Annotated in this window: 22 protein-coding genes; 1 reads left to right on the top strand and 21 read right to left on the bottom strand. The window is 26.1% G+C overall.

The genetic code is table 11. The features are described from left to right. Window positions 1-102 precede the first annotated feature (102 nt). From J7M87_RS02580 to J7M87_RS02570, 3 genes are all read right to left on the bottom strand, one after another. Window positions 103-561 (bottom strand): hypothetical protein, encoded by a 459-nt coding sequence (locus J7M87_RS02580; RefSeq protein WP_291648387.1) that lies wholly within the window; start codon window positions 559-561, stop codon window positions 103-105. A 262-nt stretch (window positions 562-823) separates the two neighbouring features. Beyond that, entirely contained in the window at window positions 824-1,309 is a 486-nt protein-coding gene (locus tag J7M87_RS02575; RefSeq protein WP_291648386.1) for a hypothetical protein, read from the bottom strand. A 479-nt stretch (window positions 1,310-1,788) separates the two neighbouring features. Continuing rightward, window positions 1,789-2,313, bottom strand: a complete 525-nt coding sequence (locus J7M87_RS02570; protein WP_291648385.1) for a biotin transporter BioY — start codon at window positions 2,311-2,313, stop codon at window positions 1,789-1,791. Between the two features lie 249 nt (window positions 2,314-2,562). On the opposite strand from J7M87_RS02570, the gene J7M87_RS02565 reads away from it, so the two are divergent. Next, window positions 2,563-3,543, top strand: a complete 981-nt coding sequence (locus J7M87_RS02565) for a biotin--[acetyl-CoA-carboxylase] ligase (RefSeq protein WP_291648384.1) — start codon at window positions 2,563-2,565, stop codon at window positions 3,541-3,543. Window positions 3,544-3,635: 92 nt separating this feature from the next. Here J7M87_RS02565 and J7M87_RS02560 read toward each other — a convergent pair whose 3' ends face one another. From J7M87_RS02560 to arr, 18 genes are all read right to left on the bottom strand, one after another. Continuing rightward, window positions 3,636-4,310: an HD domain-containing protein gene (locus J7M87_RS02560; protein ID WP_291648382.1), complete on the bottom strand. Its 675-nt coding sequence runs from the start codon at window positions 4,308-4,310 to the stop codon at window positions 3,636-3,638. A 12-nt stretch (window positions 4,311-4,322) separates the two neighbouring features. Then, window positions 4,323-4,529, bottom strand: coding sequence for a hypothetical protein (locus J7M87_RS02555; RefSeq protein WP_291648381.1), 207 nt, complete (start codon window positions 4,527-4,529; stop codon window positions 4,323-4,325). Window positions 4,530-4,667: 138 nt separating this feature from the next. Continuing rightward, window positions 4,668-4,973 carry a hypothetical protein gene (locus tag J7M87_RS02550; RefSeq protein ID WP_291648378.1) on the bottom strand — a complete coding sequence of 102 codons (306 nt, stop codon included), beginning with the start codon at window positions 4,971-4,973 and terminating at the stop codon, window positions 4,668-4,670. A 58-nt stretch (window positions 4,974-5,031) separates the two neighbouring features. Next, window positions 5,032-5,514, bottom strand: coding sequence for a GNAT family protein (locus tag J7M87_RS02545; protein WP_291648377.1), 483 nt, complete (start codon window positions 5,512-5,514; stop codon window positions 5,032-5,034). Between the two features lie 291 nt (window positions 5,515-5,805). Then, window positions 5,806-6,195 (bottom strand): DUF4440 domain-containing protein, encoded by a 390-nt coding sequence (locus J7M87_RS02540; protein WP_291648375.1) that lies wholly within the window; start codon window positions 6,193-6,195, stop codon window positions 5,806-5,808. A gap of 52 nt (window positions 6,196-6,247) precedes the next feature. Then, window positions 6,248-6,796, bottom strand: a complete 549-nt coding sequence (locus tag J7M87_RS02535) for a GNAT family N-acetyltransferase (protein ID WP_291648373.1) — start codon at window positions 6,794-6,796, stop codon at window positions 6,248-6,250. Window positions 6,797-7,228: 432 nt separating this feature from the next. Next, on the bottom strand, window positions 7,229-7,960 hold the full coding sequence (locus tag J7M87_RS02530; protein WP_291648371.1) for an ABC transporter ATP-binding protein: 732 nt from the start codon (window positions 7,958-7,960) through the stop codon (window positions 7,229-7,231). Between the two features lie 17 nt (window positions 7,961-7,977). Further along, complete coding sequence (locus J7M87_RS02525) at window positions 7,978-8,874, bottom strand: glycine betaine ABC transporter substrate-binding protein (RefSeq protein ID WP_291648369.1); 897 nt, start codon at window positions 8,872-8,874, stop codon at window positions 7,978-7,980. Further along, window positions 8,874-9,515, bottom strand: coding sequence for an ABC transporter permease (locus J7M87_RS02520; RefSeq protein WP_291648367.1), 642 nt, complete (start codon window positions 9,513-9,515; stop codon window positions 8,874-8,876). Before J7M87_RS02520 ends, J7M87_RS02525 begins: the two co-directional genes overlap by 1 nt. A 553-nt stretch (window positions 9,516-10,068) precedes the next feature. Beyond that, window positions 10,069-10,320, bottom strand: coding sequence for a kinase to dihydroxyacetone kinase (locus J7M87_RS02515; protein WP_291648365.1), 252 nt, complete (start codon window positions 10,318-10,320; stop codon window positions 10,069-10,071). A gap of 127 nt (window positions 10,321-10,447) precedes the next feature. Continuing rightward, window positions 10,448-10,924, bottom strand: a complete 477-nt coding sequence (locus J7M87_RS02510; protein ID WP_291648363.1) for a hypothetical protein — start codon at window positions 10,922-10,924, stop codon at window positions 10,448-10,450. Between the two features lie 90 nt (window positions 10,925-11,014). After that, window positions 11,015-11,197, bottom strand: coding sequence for a DUF6199 family natural product biosynthesis protein (locus J7M87_RS02505; RefSeq protein WP_291648361.1), 183 nt, complete (start codon window positions 11,195-11,197; stop codon window positions 11,015-11,017). A 114-nt stretch (window positions 11,198-11,311) separates the two neighbouring features. Next, window positions 11,312-11,842 (bottom strand): GNAT family protein, encoded by a 531-nt coding sequence (locus tag J7M87_RS02500; RefSeq protein ID WP_291648359.1) that lies wholly within the window; start codon window positions 11,840-11,842, stop codon window positions 11,312-11,314. Between the two features lie 85 nt (window positions 11,843-11,927). Continuing rightward, window positions 11,928-12,416, bottom strand: a complete 489-nt coding sequence (locus J7M87_RS02495) for an AAA family ATPase (RefSeq protein WP_291648357.1) — start codon at window positions 12,414-12,416, stop codon at window positions 11,928-11,930. A gap of 29 nt (window positions 12,417-12,445) precedes the next feature. Beyond that, entirely contained in the window at window positions 12,446-12,877 is a 432-nt protein-coding gene (locus J7M87_RS02490; RefSeq protein WP_291648355.1) for a VOC family protein, read from the bottom strand. 95 nt (window positions 12,878-12,972) lie between these two features. Continuing rightward, window positions 12,973-13,263 carry a serine hydrolase gene (locus J7M87_RS02485; RefSeq protein ID WP_291648353.1) on the bottom strand — a complete coding sequence of 97 codons (291 nt, stop codon included), beginning with the start codon at window positions 13,261-13,263 and terminating at the stop codon, window positions 12,973-12,975. After that, entirely contained in the window at window positions 13,202-13,528 is a 327-nt protein-coding gene (locus tag J7M87_RS02480; RefSeq protein WP_291648352.1) for a hypothetical protein, read from the bottom strand. The genes J7M87_RS02485 and J7M87_RS02480 overlap by 62 nt, the downstream gene beginning before the upstream one ends. Before the next feature lie 561 nt (window positions 13,529-14,089). Next, the gene (gene arr, locus J7M87_RS02475) at window positions 14,090-14,779 is read right to left on the bottom strand and encodes an NAD(+)--rifampin ADP-ribosyltransferase (RefSeq protein ID WP_291648350.1); all 690 of its coding nucleotides are present in this window, start codon (window positions 14,777-14,779) and stop codon (window positions 14,090-14,092) included. Window positions 14,780-15,045 lie beyond the last annotated feature (266 nt).

The following is a 15,045-nucleotide window of genomic DNA, read 5'->3' as shown; positions in this document are numbered from 1 at the left end:
ATTCTTAATATGCTTAAATTACGTACTATTTTTGAATTGCGCACTAAAAAATACCGCATATTAATTTTCAATAGTACGGTATTTCTATAATATATTTTAAAGTTATTCTCTTTTTGGGCTTAACTTCAGTACTTTTTTACTAACATTTATAAGTATTATTATATATAGAGGTATCATTATAAATGACATATTAAATAAATTTAATATGTATATACAATCAAAAATGGGCACAAATGGTAATATTACAACATTGCTTAATATCAAAATACTATATGGAAATATTATATCTGGTGTACTTTGAATATATGATGAATAAAAATAATCTTTATCAATAATAAGTATTATAAATATTCCTAAAATAATTAATAAATACTTCATAACACTATTTTCTTTAACTTTAAATTGATTAATTAAAATTAAAAATAGTATTGTATTAACTAATAATATTACCCATGAAAATTCATTAACATATCTATATGGTTTTTCAGTTATTACACTTATACCTAATGTTGAAATAAATAATATTATATGTATTATTATTAATTTGTATCTATCTTTCATTTTCTTATCCTCTCATTTTATATAGTAATATATATTATAAATAAATTATAACATATACTTCCAATACCGTACTATTCAATTTTCTAAGATCATTTAGTGCGCAATAATTTCAAATTGCTTATTATAATTAAACTTAAAACTAAAAAATACCGCATATTCTTTTTGAATAACACAGTATCTTTAGCACTTCAATATTTAATTTTAATTCGTAATATTCATTCTTTATTTAGTTATCCTACTTCACCTTAAAAAAGCAGCAAAATTATTCACCATTTAGAACCCTCTTTAGGCTTACATCTATTGCCTCAGAATCTTCAGGATGTCCTATAAGCAATTCAGTTGACTTCATAATAGCAGCAGACTCTGGGGTTTGTACAGATTGTTTTACTGAAGGATCATCAATAGAATCAATGTAATCAATTTGCTTCTGCCAAGCTTCTTTTATTAAGTCATAGTATTCTTTTTCAATTAATTCTGATTGCGTGTCTTGTTGTGTATCTGGTTGAATGTCTTGTTGTTTATTTTTTAGTGCACCCTCATCCGTTTGTTTACTTACTACTGAATTTTCAACAGAAGGAGATGTAGTTTTTTCACTTTCTTTTACTGAGCTTTGAGTGCTGGTAACAAATTGGCTTGTACTTAATTCAGAAGAATTATTTTCTCCTACTGAATTATTTTTCTGTCCACATGCGACAAGTGACAGAGATAATAACAATAATCCTAATTTCAAAAATAGCTTTTTATTCATTTTATATCTCCTTGCAAAATGGATTTTGAACAATACAATATTATTAGCATTTCAATATTTAATTTTATTTCCGTAATATATTAATTTAAATCATAATATCATGTAATATCTTTTCTGATATCAAATAATTTAAATATATAAGAACCGAAAATTATCCATATCGAGATCTCTATTAATATATTAGCCTCTATTATTGCTCCAAATATCAATGTAATCCTAAATATTAATTTAATTATTAAAATTTCATATTCTAATCTTATTCTATCCTTAATACTCTTAGCTTTTATTAAATATTCTTATTATAAAACAATTTAAATATAATTATAACATATTTTGTAAAGACTGTAATATACAACTGTCAGAGATTAAATTATTATTGACTAACAACAACTTCCAATTTAATACATATAATAAGTGTAAAGTTTTATAAATATAAGTCAGAAAACTATAAATACTTTCGTTCTTTAAATACAAAGTTTTTAACTTTTTAATACTTTATTCAATTTTACAGCTAAGTAAGAACTTAAAAAACACTTAAATATATCTCCAACTACAAATGGAAATACTGATAACGATAATGAAGACATAATGCTTATTTTTTGTATTATACTCATATATATTGATCCAAAACCATATAATACAATCATTCCAATAAATACTGTTACAAATAAATATCTTTTAAAGCTATTGTTCTTACCTTTTAAGTAGCTCATAAATGGAGCTATAACTAAAAATCCTAATATGAATCCACCTGTTGGTCCAAGAACTCTTCCAAATCCACTTGTTCCTCCTGAAAAAACAGGTAATCCAAAGGCGCCTAAAAATATATATAATAAAACAACTATAAATGATTGCTTAGGTGTAAGCATTAAGGCTACTAAATTAATTGCAATTGTTTGTGCAGTTATCATTGTAGGCGTAAATGGTAATGGAAAGGAAATATAAGCTGATATACAAATTATAGCTATACAAATTGACATCTTTGTTAAGTCTTTTATTTTCATATTAATCCCCCGTTTTTATTAATTCTATGATATTACATTCAAAACATAATATATTGTTTAACTTTTTATTTTTTTAATTACTTATTTTAGTTAATGATTTTGCAAAATCTTTTATAAAATAATCTAACATATTCTATATAATACTTTTTATTTTTATAATAGTCAACCTATTTTCTATTTTAAGGTGACAATAATTATGTTATAATATACTAATAAAATAACAATACTGAAAATAAAATAGGTGAAAACATGAGTGTAAAAGATAAGACTTTAAGTGTACTTGAAAATAATAAAGGAGATTATATATCTGGTGCTGATCTTGCTAAAAAGCTTTCAGTTAGTAGAAATGCTATTTGGAAAGCAATTAAATCATTACAAAATGAAGGATATAATATTTATGCTGTAACTAACAAAGGCTATTGCCTTTCTACTAATACAGATATTTTATCATCACAAAGTATTTCTAAATACTTGAATAAAAAAAATAACAATTTCAATATTAATGTTTATAAAACAATTAATTCAACTAATAGTGCAATAAAGGAACTTGCAATTAATGGAGAAAAAGAAGGCACTGTAATTATTTCAGAAGAACAAACTGAAGGTAGGGGAAGATTTGGTAGAAAGTTTCACTCTCCTAAAGGTACAGGAATTTATATGAGTATTCTTTTACGTCCCCAAATGCATGCTTCAAAGGCATTCCTTATTACTGCGGCTACTGCTGTTGCTGTTGCTGAAGCTATAGAAACAGTTTCTGATAAGGAAGCTAAAATAAAATGGGTTAATGATATATATTGTGATAATAAAAAAGTATGTGGGATATTAACAGAAGCATCTTTTGATTTTGAAAGCGGTATAATTGATTATGCTGTTTTAGGTATTGGTATTAATGTAAGAACACCTAAAAATGGATTTTCAAAAGAAATCAAAGATGTGGCAACTGGTATTTTTGAATACAAAGCTTCTGCTCCCATTGATATTAGAAGTAAACTTATAGCTGAACTTTTAGAACGCTTTTGGAGTTACTATAAACATATTGAGGATAAATCCTTCTTAGAATCTTATAAAAGAAGATCTCTATTAATTAATAAGGATGTAAATATACTTTCTAATAAATCTTCTGAAAAAGCTACAGTTCTCGAAATTGATGATGAATGCAGGCTTAAAGTTAAAATGGAAGATGGATCTATCAGGTTATTATCTTCTGGTGAAGTAAGTATTAGAATATAAAAAATATGTACTATATTGAATAATACAATTTAATATAGTACATACCTTTATTATACTATTCATAGAATATTTTTTTGGAATATTCTTTTATTCTAGTTTCCTAGCATATCATTAAATAATTGCCATTCATTATTATTAAAAAATACTTGAGGATTTAAATTCATTTTCCTTGAGAAAGTTATTATTGCCTTAAAAACTTTTGTTATAAAATAAAATTCCTCTAATTCACTTTTATTAATTTTATCGTCACAAAGAAACTTAATTTCTAAACATTTATTATGAATATCAACTAATATATCATTAATATACTGTAACTCCTTCATTCCCTTTACATTATATCCTTCTTTTGCAACTCTAGTACATTTTATATCTAATTTATCACTTATAATTAAAGCTAATGCAATTATATTATCACTATTAAATCCGTCACTATGAATTTTTATTGCTTCTAAAACTAAATCCTTATTTTTTAGTATAATATTATTATTTTCAATATAATCTTTTGCAAAATTATAGCTTCTTAAAGAATGATTATTTTTTCCTTCTATTGCACCAGTATCATGTAAAATGGCTGCTATTTTTGCTTCTTCTATAAACTTTTCATCGTATCCTAATTTCTTCAATAAATCTTCCACTAATTTAGCAACATTTTTAACATGCTCTAAATTATGATGTGCCCACCCTTTATCTAAATCTTCAAACTCGGATATTTTATTATAAAGTTCAATTATTGTCTTATCATTTTCTATTTTTTTAAATTGGTTCATCCTATTCCCCTTTTATATAATTTTATATTTGCATTTTTCTAGTATATCCTTTAAATATTCTCTTTTGAATCCATTATGCCCACAAAACCCTTTTTCATTTTTATGAAAACTACCATCTTCTTCATCTAAATCTATAATAATTAAATATCCATCTTTTTTAAGAAGCTTATATAATCTTTTCAATTTATCTTCAACATTGCTAATATGATGAAATACCATGTAGCAACTTCATCAAAATACATAACTTTTCTCCACTCTAATTTTGTTATTTCTTTAATCTCATTCTCTAGTTAATGTAACTTAAAAGATCCTCTTATATCATGCAATCTATATTTAAAATAAAATTTACATCTAATCTTAAGAAATATTAAAAAACATACTATTTATAGACAATACAATTATTAATGTTGTAAATATTAAAGATAATATAACTCCTAGGTTAGCGCCAAAATTATTTTTAAATTTACCACCTATAACTATCGATACTATAAATAAAATTATTGAAACTATCATTGTTGGAAATGATACTCCAATGGCATGAAGTATTTCTTCACCTATAGAATTGCTCCCTAAATAAGTAAATGAAAAGGCTATTCCAAATATACTCAATATTAATGATATAGTACCAATACCTGCTCTTTTAATACTCATTGTTTCTTTCATAATTTAAAGCCCCTTTTAAATTTACTTTTCAACTTAATATATCCACTTCTCTTACTTTTCAATATATCATAAGATCAAACTCTATGACATCAACATGAGATCTTCTTTTAAAGGAACTAACTTTTCTAAACCCTGCCCTTTGATATACTTTTATTGCTCGTTTATTAAAAGTAGCTACAGTTAAACGAAATTCTTTTGCATAGAATTCATTTCTAGCAAAATCTAGCCCTATTTTTAAAAACTCTTCACCCAATCCTTGTCCACAAAACTCTGGATTTATTCCTATCCCTATATCCATAATATCTTTATTGTCATAAACACCATATTTATGGCCAATCTGAACTTGTGCTGACCTACCAAAGCAATAGTACCCAACTATATAACATTTACTATCTAAAGCTGAATAATAATCTCCATTAAGAAGTTCTTTTATACAATCATTATTTCCATTCAAGCTATAAATTGAATATGGCTCATTATAAACCCATTTTGATATTTGCCTTGCTTCATTATCAGTAACTTGCTTTATTTCTATATTCATATATAATCCTCACTTAAGAATTTTATAAAATTCTCTCTTATACAAGAGAATATTTCTGCAACTGGTAATGTAACCATTCCTAATTTAATCATTTCCTCTAGTTTATTTAGCTATACCCACTTTGCATCTATAATTTCTTCATTTTGCATTATTAAATCGTCTATTTTAATATTTTTTCTAACTATATATGTATCAACAAATGCTATTTTCTCTTTTTTATTATGAATTTTATTTAATGGTTATTTTTCTCATCAAACAAATCCCATAGCTCCATTAGTTTCTCCTCCACCTCTAGCACTTCTGTAGTTGCTTTAAATAATTATTAGTAACTACAGGAGTGCCTTGATGAAAAATTATTTTCCAATTTCCATTAATACATTTCCATATTGAACTACGAATTGAAGGCTTTTCATCATTATTTACTCCATGTTTTTTTAGAACCATATAAGTTGCTAACACGCAATCTTCAGATAACTGATTCAAATTAAAATTACTAATTTCAAAGAATATATTTTCTTCATAAAAGATATCGCTAGCTTTATATTTATATATTTCTCCAGTGCTACAAAACTCAATAAAATCTTCTGATAGTAATTCTCTTATTCTTTCTTTATCTTTTCTAACTTCTGGTTTCAGCAATTCTTTTTCTCTCTCAAGTATAAAATATTCAATATTGTTCATACTAAGCCCTTCAAAGCTTCATTTAATCCCTAATATTTTATAAGAATTATAATTACTGACCTTTAGCAAAATACTCTGATCTTAAAATATTATAGTAAAGTATATCAACCTCTTTATTATCTAGTAATTTCAATTTTTCTTTTCTAGTAAATCTATATTTAAACCCACACTTTTCATTTACTCTTTTGGAATTATTATTAAAATCATAGTGACCACACCAAATTAAATCTAAATTTAATTTATTAAAGCCATAATTAACCAAGTAATTCACTGCTTCAGGAATATAACCCTTTCCCCAATATTTAGGATTTAAAACATAACCTATTTCTTTTTGAGCTAAATTAGGCAAATTTAAATCTGGCTTTCTCCTATGCAGCCCAATGCCTCCAATAACTTTATTTTCTGATTTTAAAACTATAGCATAAGTCTCATTATTACGTATAAACATTTTAATTTTTTCTCTACTTTCATTTTCATCTTTGTGCGGTGGCCAACCCGCATTTGGTCCTACTAAATTACTTTTAGCATATTCATATAAATCTGCACTATCACTTTCCTTCCACTGTCTTAATATCAATCTATTGGTTGTCAATTTTTCCATTTAATATTCCCCTTTTATTTAATATTAAATAATAATCTTATAGAGTATATCCATTCTTTTGCTGAAATAAAGTATTCTGCATCAAAAGAATACTACTATTTTCATTCTTTTCATCATCTATGTATTTTCTAATTATTCCCACCTTATATTATAGAATATTTCTAATATTTTGTAATCTGATATTATTAAAAATTCATTTTTTTATATAAAATTTATATTAACGAAATTCTTTATATATTTTTTAATAATTTATTATAATCATTTATCTATAGTGTTTAAAAACAATTTAACTAACAAAAAAACATCGTAAAATTTACTTATAAATAATACGATGTTTTTTATTGCTATATTCTTTTTTATTTTTCTTTTAATTTATCATGAACATTTATAAAATTCTTTATGCTAAATCTTTTCATCTTTCTTTTTTTATTTTTAAGCTCCAATTAGCTCCCTTACAAAACTATTATTAGGATTTTCTACTATTTCTTTTGGAGAGCCAGATTGCATAACTTTTCCTTTATCCATAACTAATACTCTTGTTCCAAGTTTTAAAGCCTCTCTAATGTCATGAGTTATAAAAATGATGGTAACACCTAATGCTTTATGAATTTTAATTATTTCTTCTTGAAGCATTTTTCTAGTAATTTCATCAACTGCTCCAAAGGGTTCATCCATGAGTAATATATGAGGTGACGCAGCTAGCGCTCTTGCTATTCCAACTCTTTGCTTTTGACCTCCAGAAAGTTCTGAAGGGTATCTTTTAAGTATATCTTCATTCATACCAACAAGGTTAATTAATTCTTTAACTTTATTTTTAATAGCTAATTTATCTCTTCCATTAATTAAATTAGGTACATATGCAATATTATTCTCAATGCTCATATGTGGAAATAATCCAATTCCTTGAATTGAATATCCAATTTTTCTTCTTAATTCAATTTGATTTACTTCTGCTATATTTTTTCCTTCAATATAAATATTTCCGCTGTCTGGTTTTAATAATCCGTTAATTAATTTAAGTATTGTAGTTTTCCCACATCCAGAACTACCTATTATAGTTAAAAACTCTCCTTTATTTATTTCTAAATTAAAGTTATCTAATATTAAATCATTGTTATATGATTTCGATACGTCATTTAAACTTATTATTATTTCATTTTGCATATTATTGCTCCCTTACCCTAATTATCTAATAATCCTTTAGATATTAAAAACTCCTTGGCTACATCTCTTTCATTGCTACCATTACTTTCGACTTCATAATTTAATTTTGCCATTTCACTATCATTAATTATGTTATCCATCTTTAATAATACATCTTTAAGCTCTGGATTTTTCTCCAATGTATCATTTCTTACTACAGTTCCACAATAATATGTTGGATAAAATTTCTTATCATCTTCTAATACAACTACATCTGAAACTGATAACTGCCCATCAGTTGTAAAAATATTCATTACATCAATTTCTTTAGAATTTATAGCTTGATATTTAAGTCCTATGTCTAAATCTGAAGTACTTTTAAAATTTAAACCGTAAGTTTTGCTTAACGCATCATAACCATCCTCTCTTTCGTAAAAATCATATTCTGCTCCAAAATTAAGTTCTGATGCATGTTCAGCTAAATCTGAATACGTCTTAATACCATATTTATCTGCAATCTCTTTTCTAACAACAAGTCCATAAGTATTATTAAAACCGTACATTCCAACCCATTCTAATGCATATTCACTTTCGTATTGATTAAATAGTTCCTCTTCATTAACTATACCTTCTTCTTTTAAAACAAAGTTCCATCCAGTTCCTGTGTATTCTGGATATAAATCAAACTCGCCTTTTAATATAGCTGGTTGTATATTACTAGTTCCTCCCCCTACTCCATGAGTAATTTCTACATCTAAATCAGTATTTTCTTTAATCAGTAATCCTAACATTTCACCTAAAATTAATTGCTCTGTCATAGGCTTAGTTGCTATTTTTACTGTTTCTCCTTTTTTAGAACAACCAATCATAGAAATTGTTATTATAGTAAGCACTACTGAAAGTCCTTTTGTTATATATTTTTTAAACTTTTTCATTATTCTAACCTCCACTTTTTCTTAATAAGCTTCTCAATTGTCCCAATAATAAAATCAACAACTAAAGCTAAAATAGCAATTAGTAAGCTTCCTGCGATAGTCATTGCTGCATTATTGGTTGTAATACCTCTATAAATTGCAACTCCAAGTCCACCTGCTCCAATAAATGATGCAATACCTGTAAGTGCAATTGTCATAATTGTCATATTCCTAAGTCCTGCAACAATTATAGGTGTTGCTAATGATAATTTAACCTTATATAATATTTGAAATTGCGTGCTTCCCATCCCTTTTGCTGCTTCTGTTATAGAATTATCTATACTTTTTATACCAGTATATGTATTCCTCACCATAGGTAATAGTGCATATACTGTAAGGGCTATTATGGCTGTTGTATCGCCAATCCCTGAAAATGGAATCAAAAATCCTAATAAAGATATTGATGGAATTGTATATATAAAGTTAGTTAACCCTAAAACAATTGGTGCTGATCTATTGTACTCACTAATTAATACTCCTAAAACTAATCCTAATATGGAAGCAATTAAAATAGAAATAGCTGCTATTTGCAAATGCTTCATTGTTAGCTCTATGAAAAAATCATATCTACTTATTAATAATTCAAAAACTTTACTAAACATCCTTACTCCTAACTATTATTTATTAATATATTATCTTCACTCTTCCTGCTTGACTTGCTTTTTCTACTTGTAATTTATAATCATAATTTCCAAGTGTAGTATGATATTTTGAAATGTAAATTTCATCGATTTATTCTCCTTATACTCCAATTATTGTAAATACCAAAATATTCACATACATCTAACTACTATTAATAATTTAATATAATATTTTCTCTTAAAATGTATTAATCTCTTTTAACCTTTCTAAATTTTATGTCATCTTTTAATAATAGCTTTATTTAATACAATATGAGATAAAAATAATACTTATAACTTTATACTATTATTTTTATTGCTCCTTGTTAAAACTTTACTCATTTTGATTAAGTTAATTCTATAAATAAATATATGAATTTTAAATAATACTTAGATGTTTTGCATACATCTTTTGATAGTAATTTATCTGTAAGCTTGTAGAAAAGATAATAAAAAAAAACGCATATTCACCTTAGAATAATACGTTTTTTTATAAATATATTTTTAATTATATAATTAGCTACTTTTGTATCCTTTAACCTTGTAATCCATTTTCTTGACGTTCCATGTTTTCAATAACAACATCATATATATCTCCTAGAGAAGCACAATATTCAAGTACTTTCCATGGTGTATTAGTATGAAAGTGAACCTTTATTAAGTCTTCATCCCCAACTGCAAGTAAACAATCGCCTTCAATATTTTTAGTTATATATTCATTAATAGCATCTTCTGAAAGATCATTACCTTCAATTAATAATTGGGTATCAAATTTATATTCAAGCATAACTCATTCTCCTTTTTTATTTCAATTTCTATATTAGTTAAATAAAATTAATTCAACTTAATAATATTATGAATAGATTATAGCATATTTTACATTTTATATAAATTTAAAAGAGTATCTTAAAATACTATTTATATTTTATTTCTTTCAAGTGCTGAAAGTGTATTCCTATATGCCCAACTCCAAGAATTATTGTAGATATAATCATCCAAATTACCTTTCCATATATCCCTAATAATAAAAATGCTATAACGGGAAGGGTTGCTCCTGGAACTGGAATGTAACAGAAACTACGATAGAAATTTTTTAAAGTAGGCTTCCCTTTAATATATCTAATCCAATACATCTCGTATATAATCATTAAAATAAACGATGCAATTAACCATATACTCCATAGAGAAAAAGTAGTAATATTGAAATCTAAAAAAATCAAAGCACAGCATGTTACAGCTACTTGTCCAACACGTTCAAATATGAGCAATATTTTATTTTCATTGCTATAATCATAATTCTCTGACTGATGCTTTGTCCAGATAATATTAGGGATAAATAGCATCAACAAATAAATTAATCCTATATATGAAAATCCTATATGTCCTAACATAGATTTTCCTCCAAAATTTAACTTATATATCTTAATTAATTATAATATATTTTTCAAATTACATATACTTATATAACTATGTATCTATATCTAATTAGAAATTATAACCCATATCATTATTAATATAATTACACTGCTTATTCTATTTACAACAAGATAAGTATCACTTGGTTCTACATCTTTATATTTCCAGCCTTCTGACATTTTCCATGATAGTCTAGGGTTAAATATATTTATTAGTAGTATAATACTAGCAATTATTTTTATAAACATAATTCCTCTCCTTTTCACTTAATAAAATAGCTTAAATTTACTTTTCTCATTAAAACTTTATATATATCTAATACTTATTATGTATTTAACTGTATTACTAATTTTAAAACAATATTATTTTAAATTTCTATATTCATCTTCAAGAATACTCATATTAATTAAAGACCAGTATTGTCCATTTATTTTTCTACACTCTCTAAAGCTTCCTTCAATGATAAAGCCAGCTTTTTTATAGCAAGCTATTGCAGCTTCATTAAAATCAAATGCTCCTAAATCTATTCTATGTAAATTTAATTTATTGAAAGCAATATCCAAAACAGCGTTAATCATTTGAAGTCCAATTCCCTTATTTCTATATTCTCCTACTGTTAGAACTCTTCCTATTCTTGCAGACATGTTTACTCTATCTATTGCTAATAACTGAATATGCCCAACTACTTCATTACTTTCTTTTAACTTAGCACTAAACATTAGATTTAAAGGACTTTCTTTTGACATCATACCTATATCTTTTTTAAGGTGTTTTTCTAATAGCTCAAATGTATATGATGGACCTGCCCATTGAAGTAAAAATTCTTTATTAGGAATCCAAGAAATTAATTGAGGGATTTCCTCATATTTAAATCTTTCAAGTTTTATTTTCATATCTTTCACCTTCATTTATATAATAATTATCATTTCAATATTGTTGATAGCAGTTAATTGAAATTTCATTTATGATCAATGCTAACTATAATTTTTCCTTCAACTCTTTAACGGTTTTTATCCAAATCAATTTATCTTTATAGCATAATAATATATTCTCGTATTTATTTCTTTTCTTTTGAAAATCCTTTGTCCATCTAAACATATTTTTTAATACTTTAAAGGTAGGATTATAATTACATTTTTCTATTCCAAGCCTTTGCTTTAAAAAACGTGTAATTATTCTTATCTTTCTGATATGTAATGGAGTATCTAAGAAAATAATTTTATCTGCTATATCAAATAAACATTTTTGACTTTCTCTATAAGTTCCTTCAATTATCCAATGACATCTCTTGTCAATTTCTAAAATTTTATTTAATTGCTCAGAATCTGAGCGTTTATACCTCTCTTCCCCTTCTCCTCCCCACGCTATGCTATCTCCTTCATAACAAGGAATATTGTATCTTAATGATAATTCCCTTGAAAGTGTTGTTTTTCCACTTGCAACTATACCAAAAATCAATATTTTCATATCTTCCCCAATCATACTTATTTTAAATTCTATAAAATAAGTAGTCCATTTTCATCATACTTAAAATTAGGTCCCCATGCAACTTCCCAATAATAACCATCAAGATCAGCAAAATACGCATGATATCCACCCCAAAATACATCTTGAGGCTCTTTAGCTATAGTCGCTCCAGCATTTCTAGCTAACTCAATAACTTTATCAACATCTTCTTTAAATTCTACATTATATGCTAATGTAACACCTGAAAATCCATTATTTATTTTAGGAGGATTTTCTTCATTTATATCCTCAGCTAATAAATCTAAAGGATAAAGCTCAAATTTTGTTCCTACTGTATCAAAAAACACAACTTTAGGATTATTTTCCTTTTCATCAGTTTTAAATCCAAGTCCATCTCTATAGAACCTTATCGCTCTTTCCATACTTCTTACCCCTAAACAAATACATGTAATTTTATTCATCCTCAATCTCCTTTATACAATTTTATTTATAATCTTACTTTATTATAAGCTTATGCAAAACTAAACTTACATAACAACTTTTAAATCAAAAATAATTATAATTTATCTATTAAAGTATTCCATGTAAGTTTTAGAATCTCTGTAATATTCTTAGGTTCATTTGAAACATAAGTTACAACTGCATTCTTACCTGGCAAAATCACTACATAATTACCATATAACCCATCCATACGATATGAACCATTATATGAATTCCCCCACATTTGATAGCCATATCCTTGATGATGATCTTCAGTAGCAAACTTTTCATTAAACTCATCTGTCTCAATTTGAACAGAGGTTGCCTCTTTTATATAACTTGAAGGAATAAGTTGCTGAACTATCATATGTAAAATGAGTACCATGTTTAAATACAATAAATTCATCAAAAAATAGTTGAGAGATATCCCATTCCTTACAACTACTCCAATCAACCTTCATTACAGAGCCCTGTGCATGACCACTTCCCATGCAAAGCAAATCATGAATAGTAATTTCTTTTAAATATTCATTCATAGGCATATCTTTCATATTAGTGGAAAAATCTATAACATCATCAGTAAGTCTAAAATATCCTTCACCAATTGCAATCCCTACAGCCCATTGATGCAAATGTTTTACTTACAGAATATAAAAAAATCGGTTTTTCTTCTTCAAAATCATACTTTGCAATTATATTACCATTTTGTCTAACAACATTAAGCACATGAAGATTTTGATCTTTTACTGATAATATTCAATTCCACCTCTTAAAAACATATATACAAAATAATTACAACTAAAAAACGTTTATTCATTTTTTGTATATGGTATTCTCTTTAAATTATATTTAGTTTATTCTTCGTAATAATTTAATATTGTTCATCAATTTTATTCACGAAAAATGTAACACGTAGATAGTGTAGTATCAATTTTTCTCTAGATTCATAATCAACATCACAGAGTATACATACATTCTAAATGTACATTATTAAAAATATACTTAAATCTATCTGAAATAGAATTAACCCCAAACATACGATGTGTAAAAATATATATATAAGGAATGACTTCTATTTTAGCAATTATTCATTCCTTAATATTATTTTAAATATTCATTATATGGTTTAAATTGTTTCAATTCTGCAATCACTTAAGCTAAAGGATTTCACTTAAGAGTGATTAAATATATCTTTAATTAATAATTTCGCCTTTGTTATTAGCTAATTTTTCACGCCATTGATTAAGTTCTTCAGATGTCTGTTTCATCCAGTCTATTTTTTCACCAACAATTCTTAAAGGGGCTTGCGAACGATAAGAACATGTCAAGTTTCCTGGGAATTTCTTATCAGTTACATTTGGATCATTTTCAAAGGTTCCTGTTGGTTCTACAACATAAACGCGTTCTCTTCCTTCTCCTTTTGCTAATCCAGCGGCAAGTCCTGCTCCATTAAGATTGGATGTGAAATAAATGTGATTCATCTTAAGTTCATAATTATAATTTGAACTTCGACCTGTTACAAGCAAATCACCAACCTGTAAATCTGCTCTAGTCCCATGGTAAAAAGGTCCTTTATCATAAGGTTCAGTATTAGATGAATTTGATAATTCATAATTTGTTTTTGCCTTATTATAATCACCTAATTCTTCATAGCATTTTGAGATGCTTAAATATATTGCGGGAAAAGCACTCTTAACACTATCATCATTTGATTTTATGGCATACTGTAAAGATGTTTCCATCCATTTTAATCTATCTGAAATATCTTTTTCGTGTTTAGCTACATGATAAGCTGCAATGAATCTTTCAAAGTCATTTACTGCTTCATTCCAAGCCTTAAGAAATAATGCACTTGCTTCTTCAGAGTTACCTTGGTCTTCCATGCCCATTCCCAACATACATAGTCTGATAATTTTGTTTTTAGGATCAAATTTAGTGCTCATTTAGTTTCCTCTTTTCTTATTATTATATTTACATTATCTTAATATATATATAATAATAAATATAGACTTATATGTTTATTTTATATATGCTATAATTAAACTAGGGAGAGGGTATTTTAATAGATAAGAATAATCTCTCTTTTTTATATTTACTTTGCACAAATTAGCTCATAAGGTAATAGTTACCATTTTTCTAGGTGCGTAAG

The sequence above is a fragment of the Clostridium sp. genome, from assembly GCF_017888565.1.
Taxonomy (GTDB): domain Bacteria; phylum Bacillota; class Clostridia; order Clostridiales; family Clostridiaceae; genus Clostridium.
This window is presented reverse-complemented; position numbering and strand designations above follow the sequence as displayed.

Bases quoted from the DNA above. Each gene is read 5' to 3' on its own strand.
- J7M87_RS02580 (WP_291648387.1), bottom strand. From the start codon at position 561: ATGAAAGATAGATACAAATTAATAATAATACATATAATATTATTTATT.
- J7M87_RS02575 (WP_291648386.1), bottom strand. From the start codon at position 1,309: ATGAATAAAAAGCTATTTTTGAAATTAGGATTATTGTTATTATCTCTG.
- J7M87_RS02570 (WP_291648385.1), bottom strand. From the start codon at position 2,313: ATGAAAATAAAAGACTTAACAAAGATGTCAATTTGTATAGCTATAATT.
- J7M87_RS02565 (WP_291648384.1), top strand. From the start codon at position 2,563: ATGAGTGTAAAAGATAAGACTTTAAGTGTACTTGAAAATAATAAAGGA.
- J7M87_RS02560 (WP_291648382.1), bottom strand. From the start codon at position 4,310: ATGAACCAATTTAAAAAAATAGAAAATGATAAGACAATAATTGAACTT.
- J7M87_RS02555 (WP_291648381.1), bottom strand. From the start codon at position 4,529: ATGGTATTTCATCATATTAGCAATGTTGAAGATAAATTGAAAAGATTA.
- J7M87_RS02550 (WP_291648378.1), bottom strand. From the start codon at position 4,973: ATGAAAGAAACAATGAGTATTAAAAGAGCAGGTATTGGTACTATATCA.
- J7M87_RS02545 (WP_291648377.1), bottom strand. From the start codon at position 5,514: ATGAATATAGAAATAAAGCAAGTTACTGATAATGAAGCAAGGCAAATA.
- J7M87_RS02540 (WP_291648375.1), bottom strand. From the start codon at position 6,195: ATGAACAATATTGAATATTTTATACTTGAGAGAGAAAAAGAATTGCTG.
- J7M87_RS02535 (WP_291648373.1), bottom strand. From the start codon at position 6,796: ATGGAAAAATTGACAACCAATAGATTGATATTAAGACAGTGGAAGGAA.
- J7M87_RS02530 (WP_291648371.1), bottom strand. From the start codon at position 7,960: ATGCAAAATGAAATAATAATAAGTTTAAATGACGTATCGAAATCATAT.
- J7M87_RS02525 (WP_291648369.1), bottom strand. From the start codon at position 8,874: ATGAAAAAGTTTAAAAAATATATAACAAAAGGACTTTCAGTAGTGCTT.
- J7M87_RS02520 (WP_291648367.1), bottom strand. From the start codon at position 9,515: ATGTTTAGTAAAGTTTTTGAATTATTAATAAGTAGATATGATTTTTTC.
- J7M87_RS02515 (WP_291648365.1), bottom strand. From the start codon at position 10,320: ATGCTTGAATATAAATTTGATACCCAATTATTAATTGAAGGTAATGAT.
- J7M87_RS02510 (WP_291648363.1), bottom strand. From the start codon at position 10,924: ATGTTAGGACATATAGGATTTTCATATATAGGATTAATTTATTTGTTG.
- J7M87_RS02505 (WP_291648361.1), bottom strand. From the start codon at position 11,197: ATGTTTATAAAAATAATTGCTAGTATTATACTACTAATAAATATATTT.
- J7M87_RS02500 (WP_291648359.1), bottom strand. From the start codon at position 11,842: ATGAAAATAAAACTTGAAAGATTTAAATATGAGGAAATCCCTCAATTA.
- J7M87_RS02495 (WP_291648357.1), bottom strand. From the start codon at position 12,416: ATGAAAATATTGATTTTTGGTATAGTTGCAAGTGGAAAAACAACACTT.
- J7M87_RS02490 (WP_291648355.1), bottom strand. From the start codon at position 12,877: ATGAATAAAATTACATGTATTTGTTTAGGGGTAAGAAGTATGGAAAGA.
- J7M87_RS02485 (WP_291648353.1), bottom strand. From the start codon at position 13,263: ATGATAGTTCAGCAACTTATTCCTTCAAGTTATATAAAAGAGGCAACC.
- arr (WP_291648350.1), bottom strand. From the start codon at position 14,779: ATGGAAGACCAAGGTAACTCTGAAGAAGCAAGTGCATTATTTCTTAAG.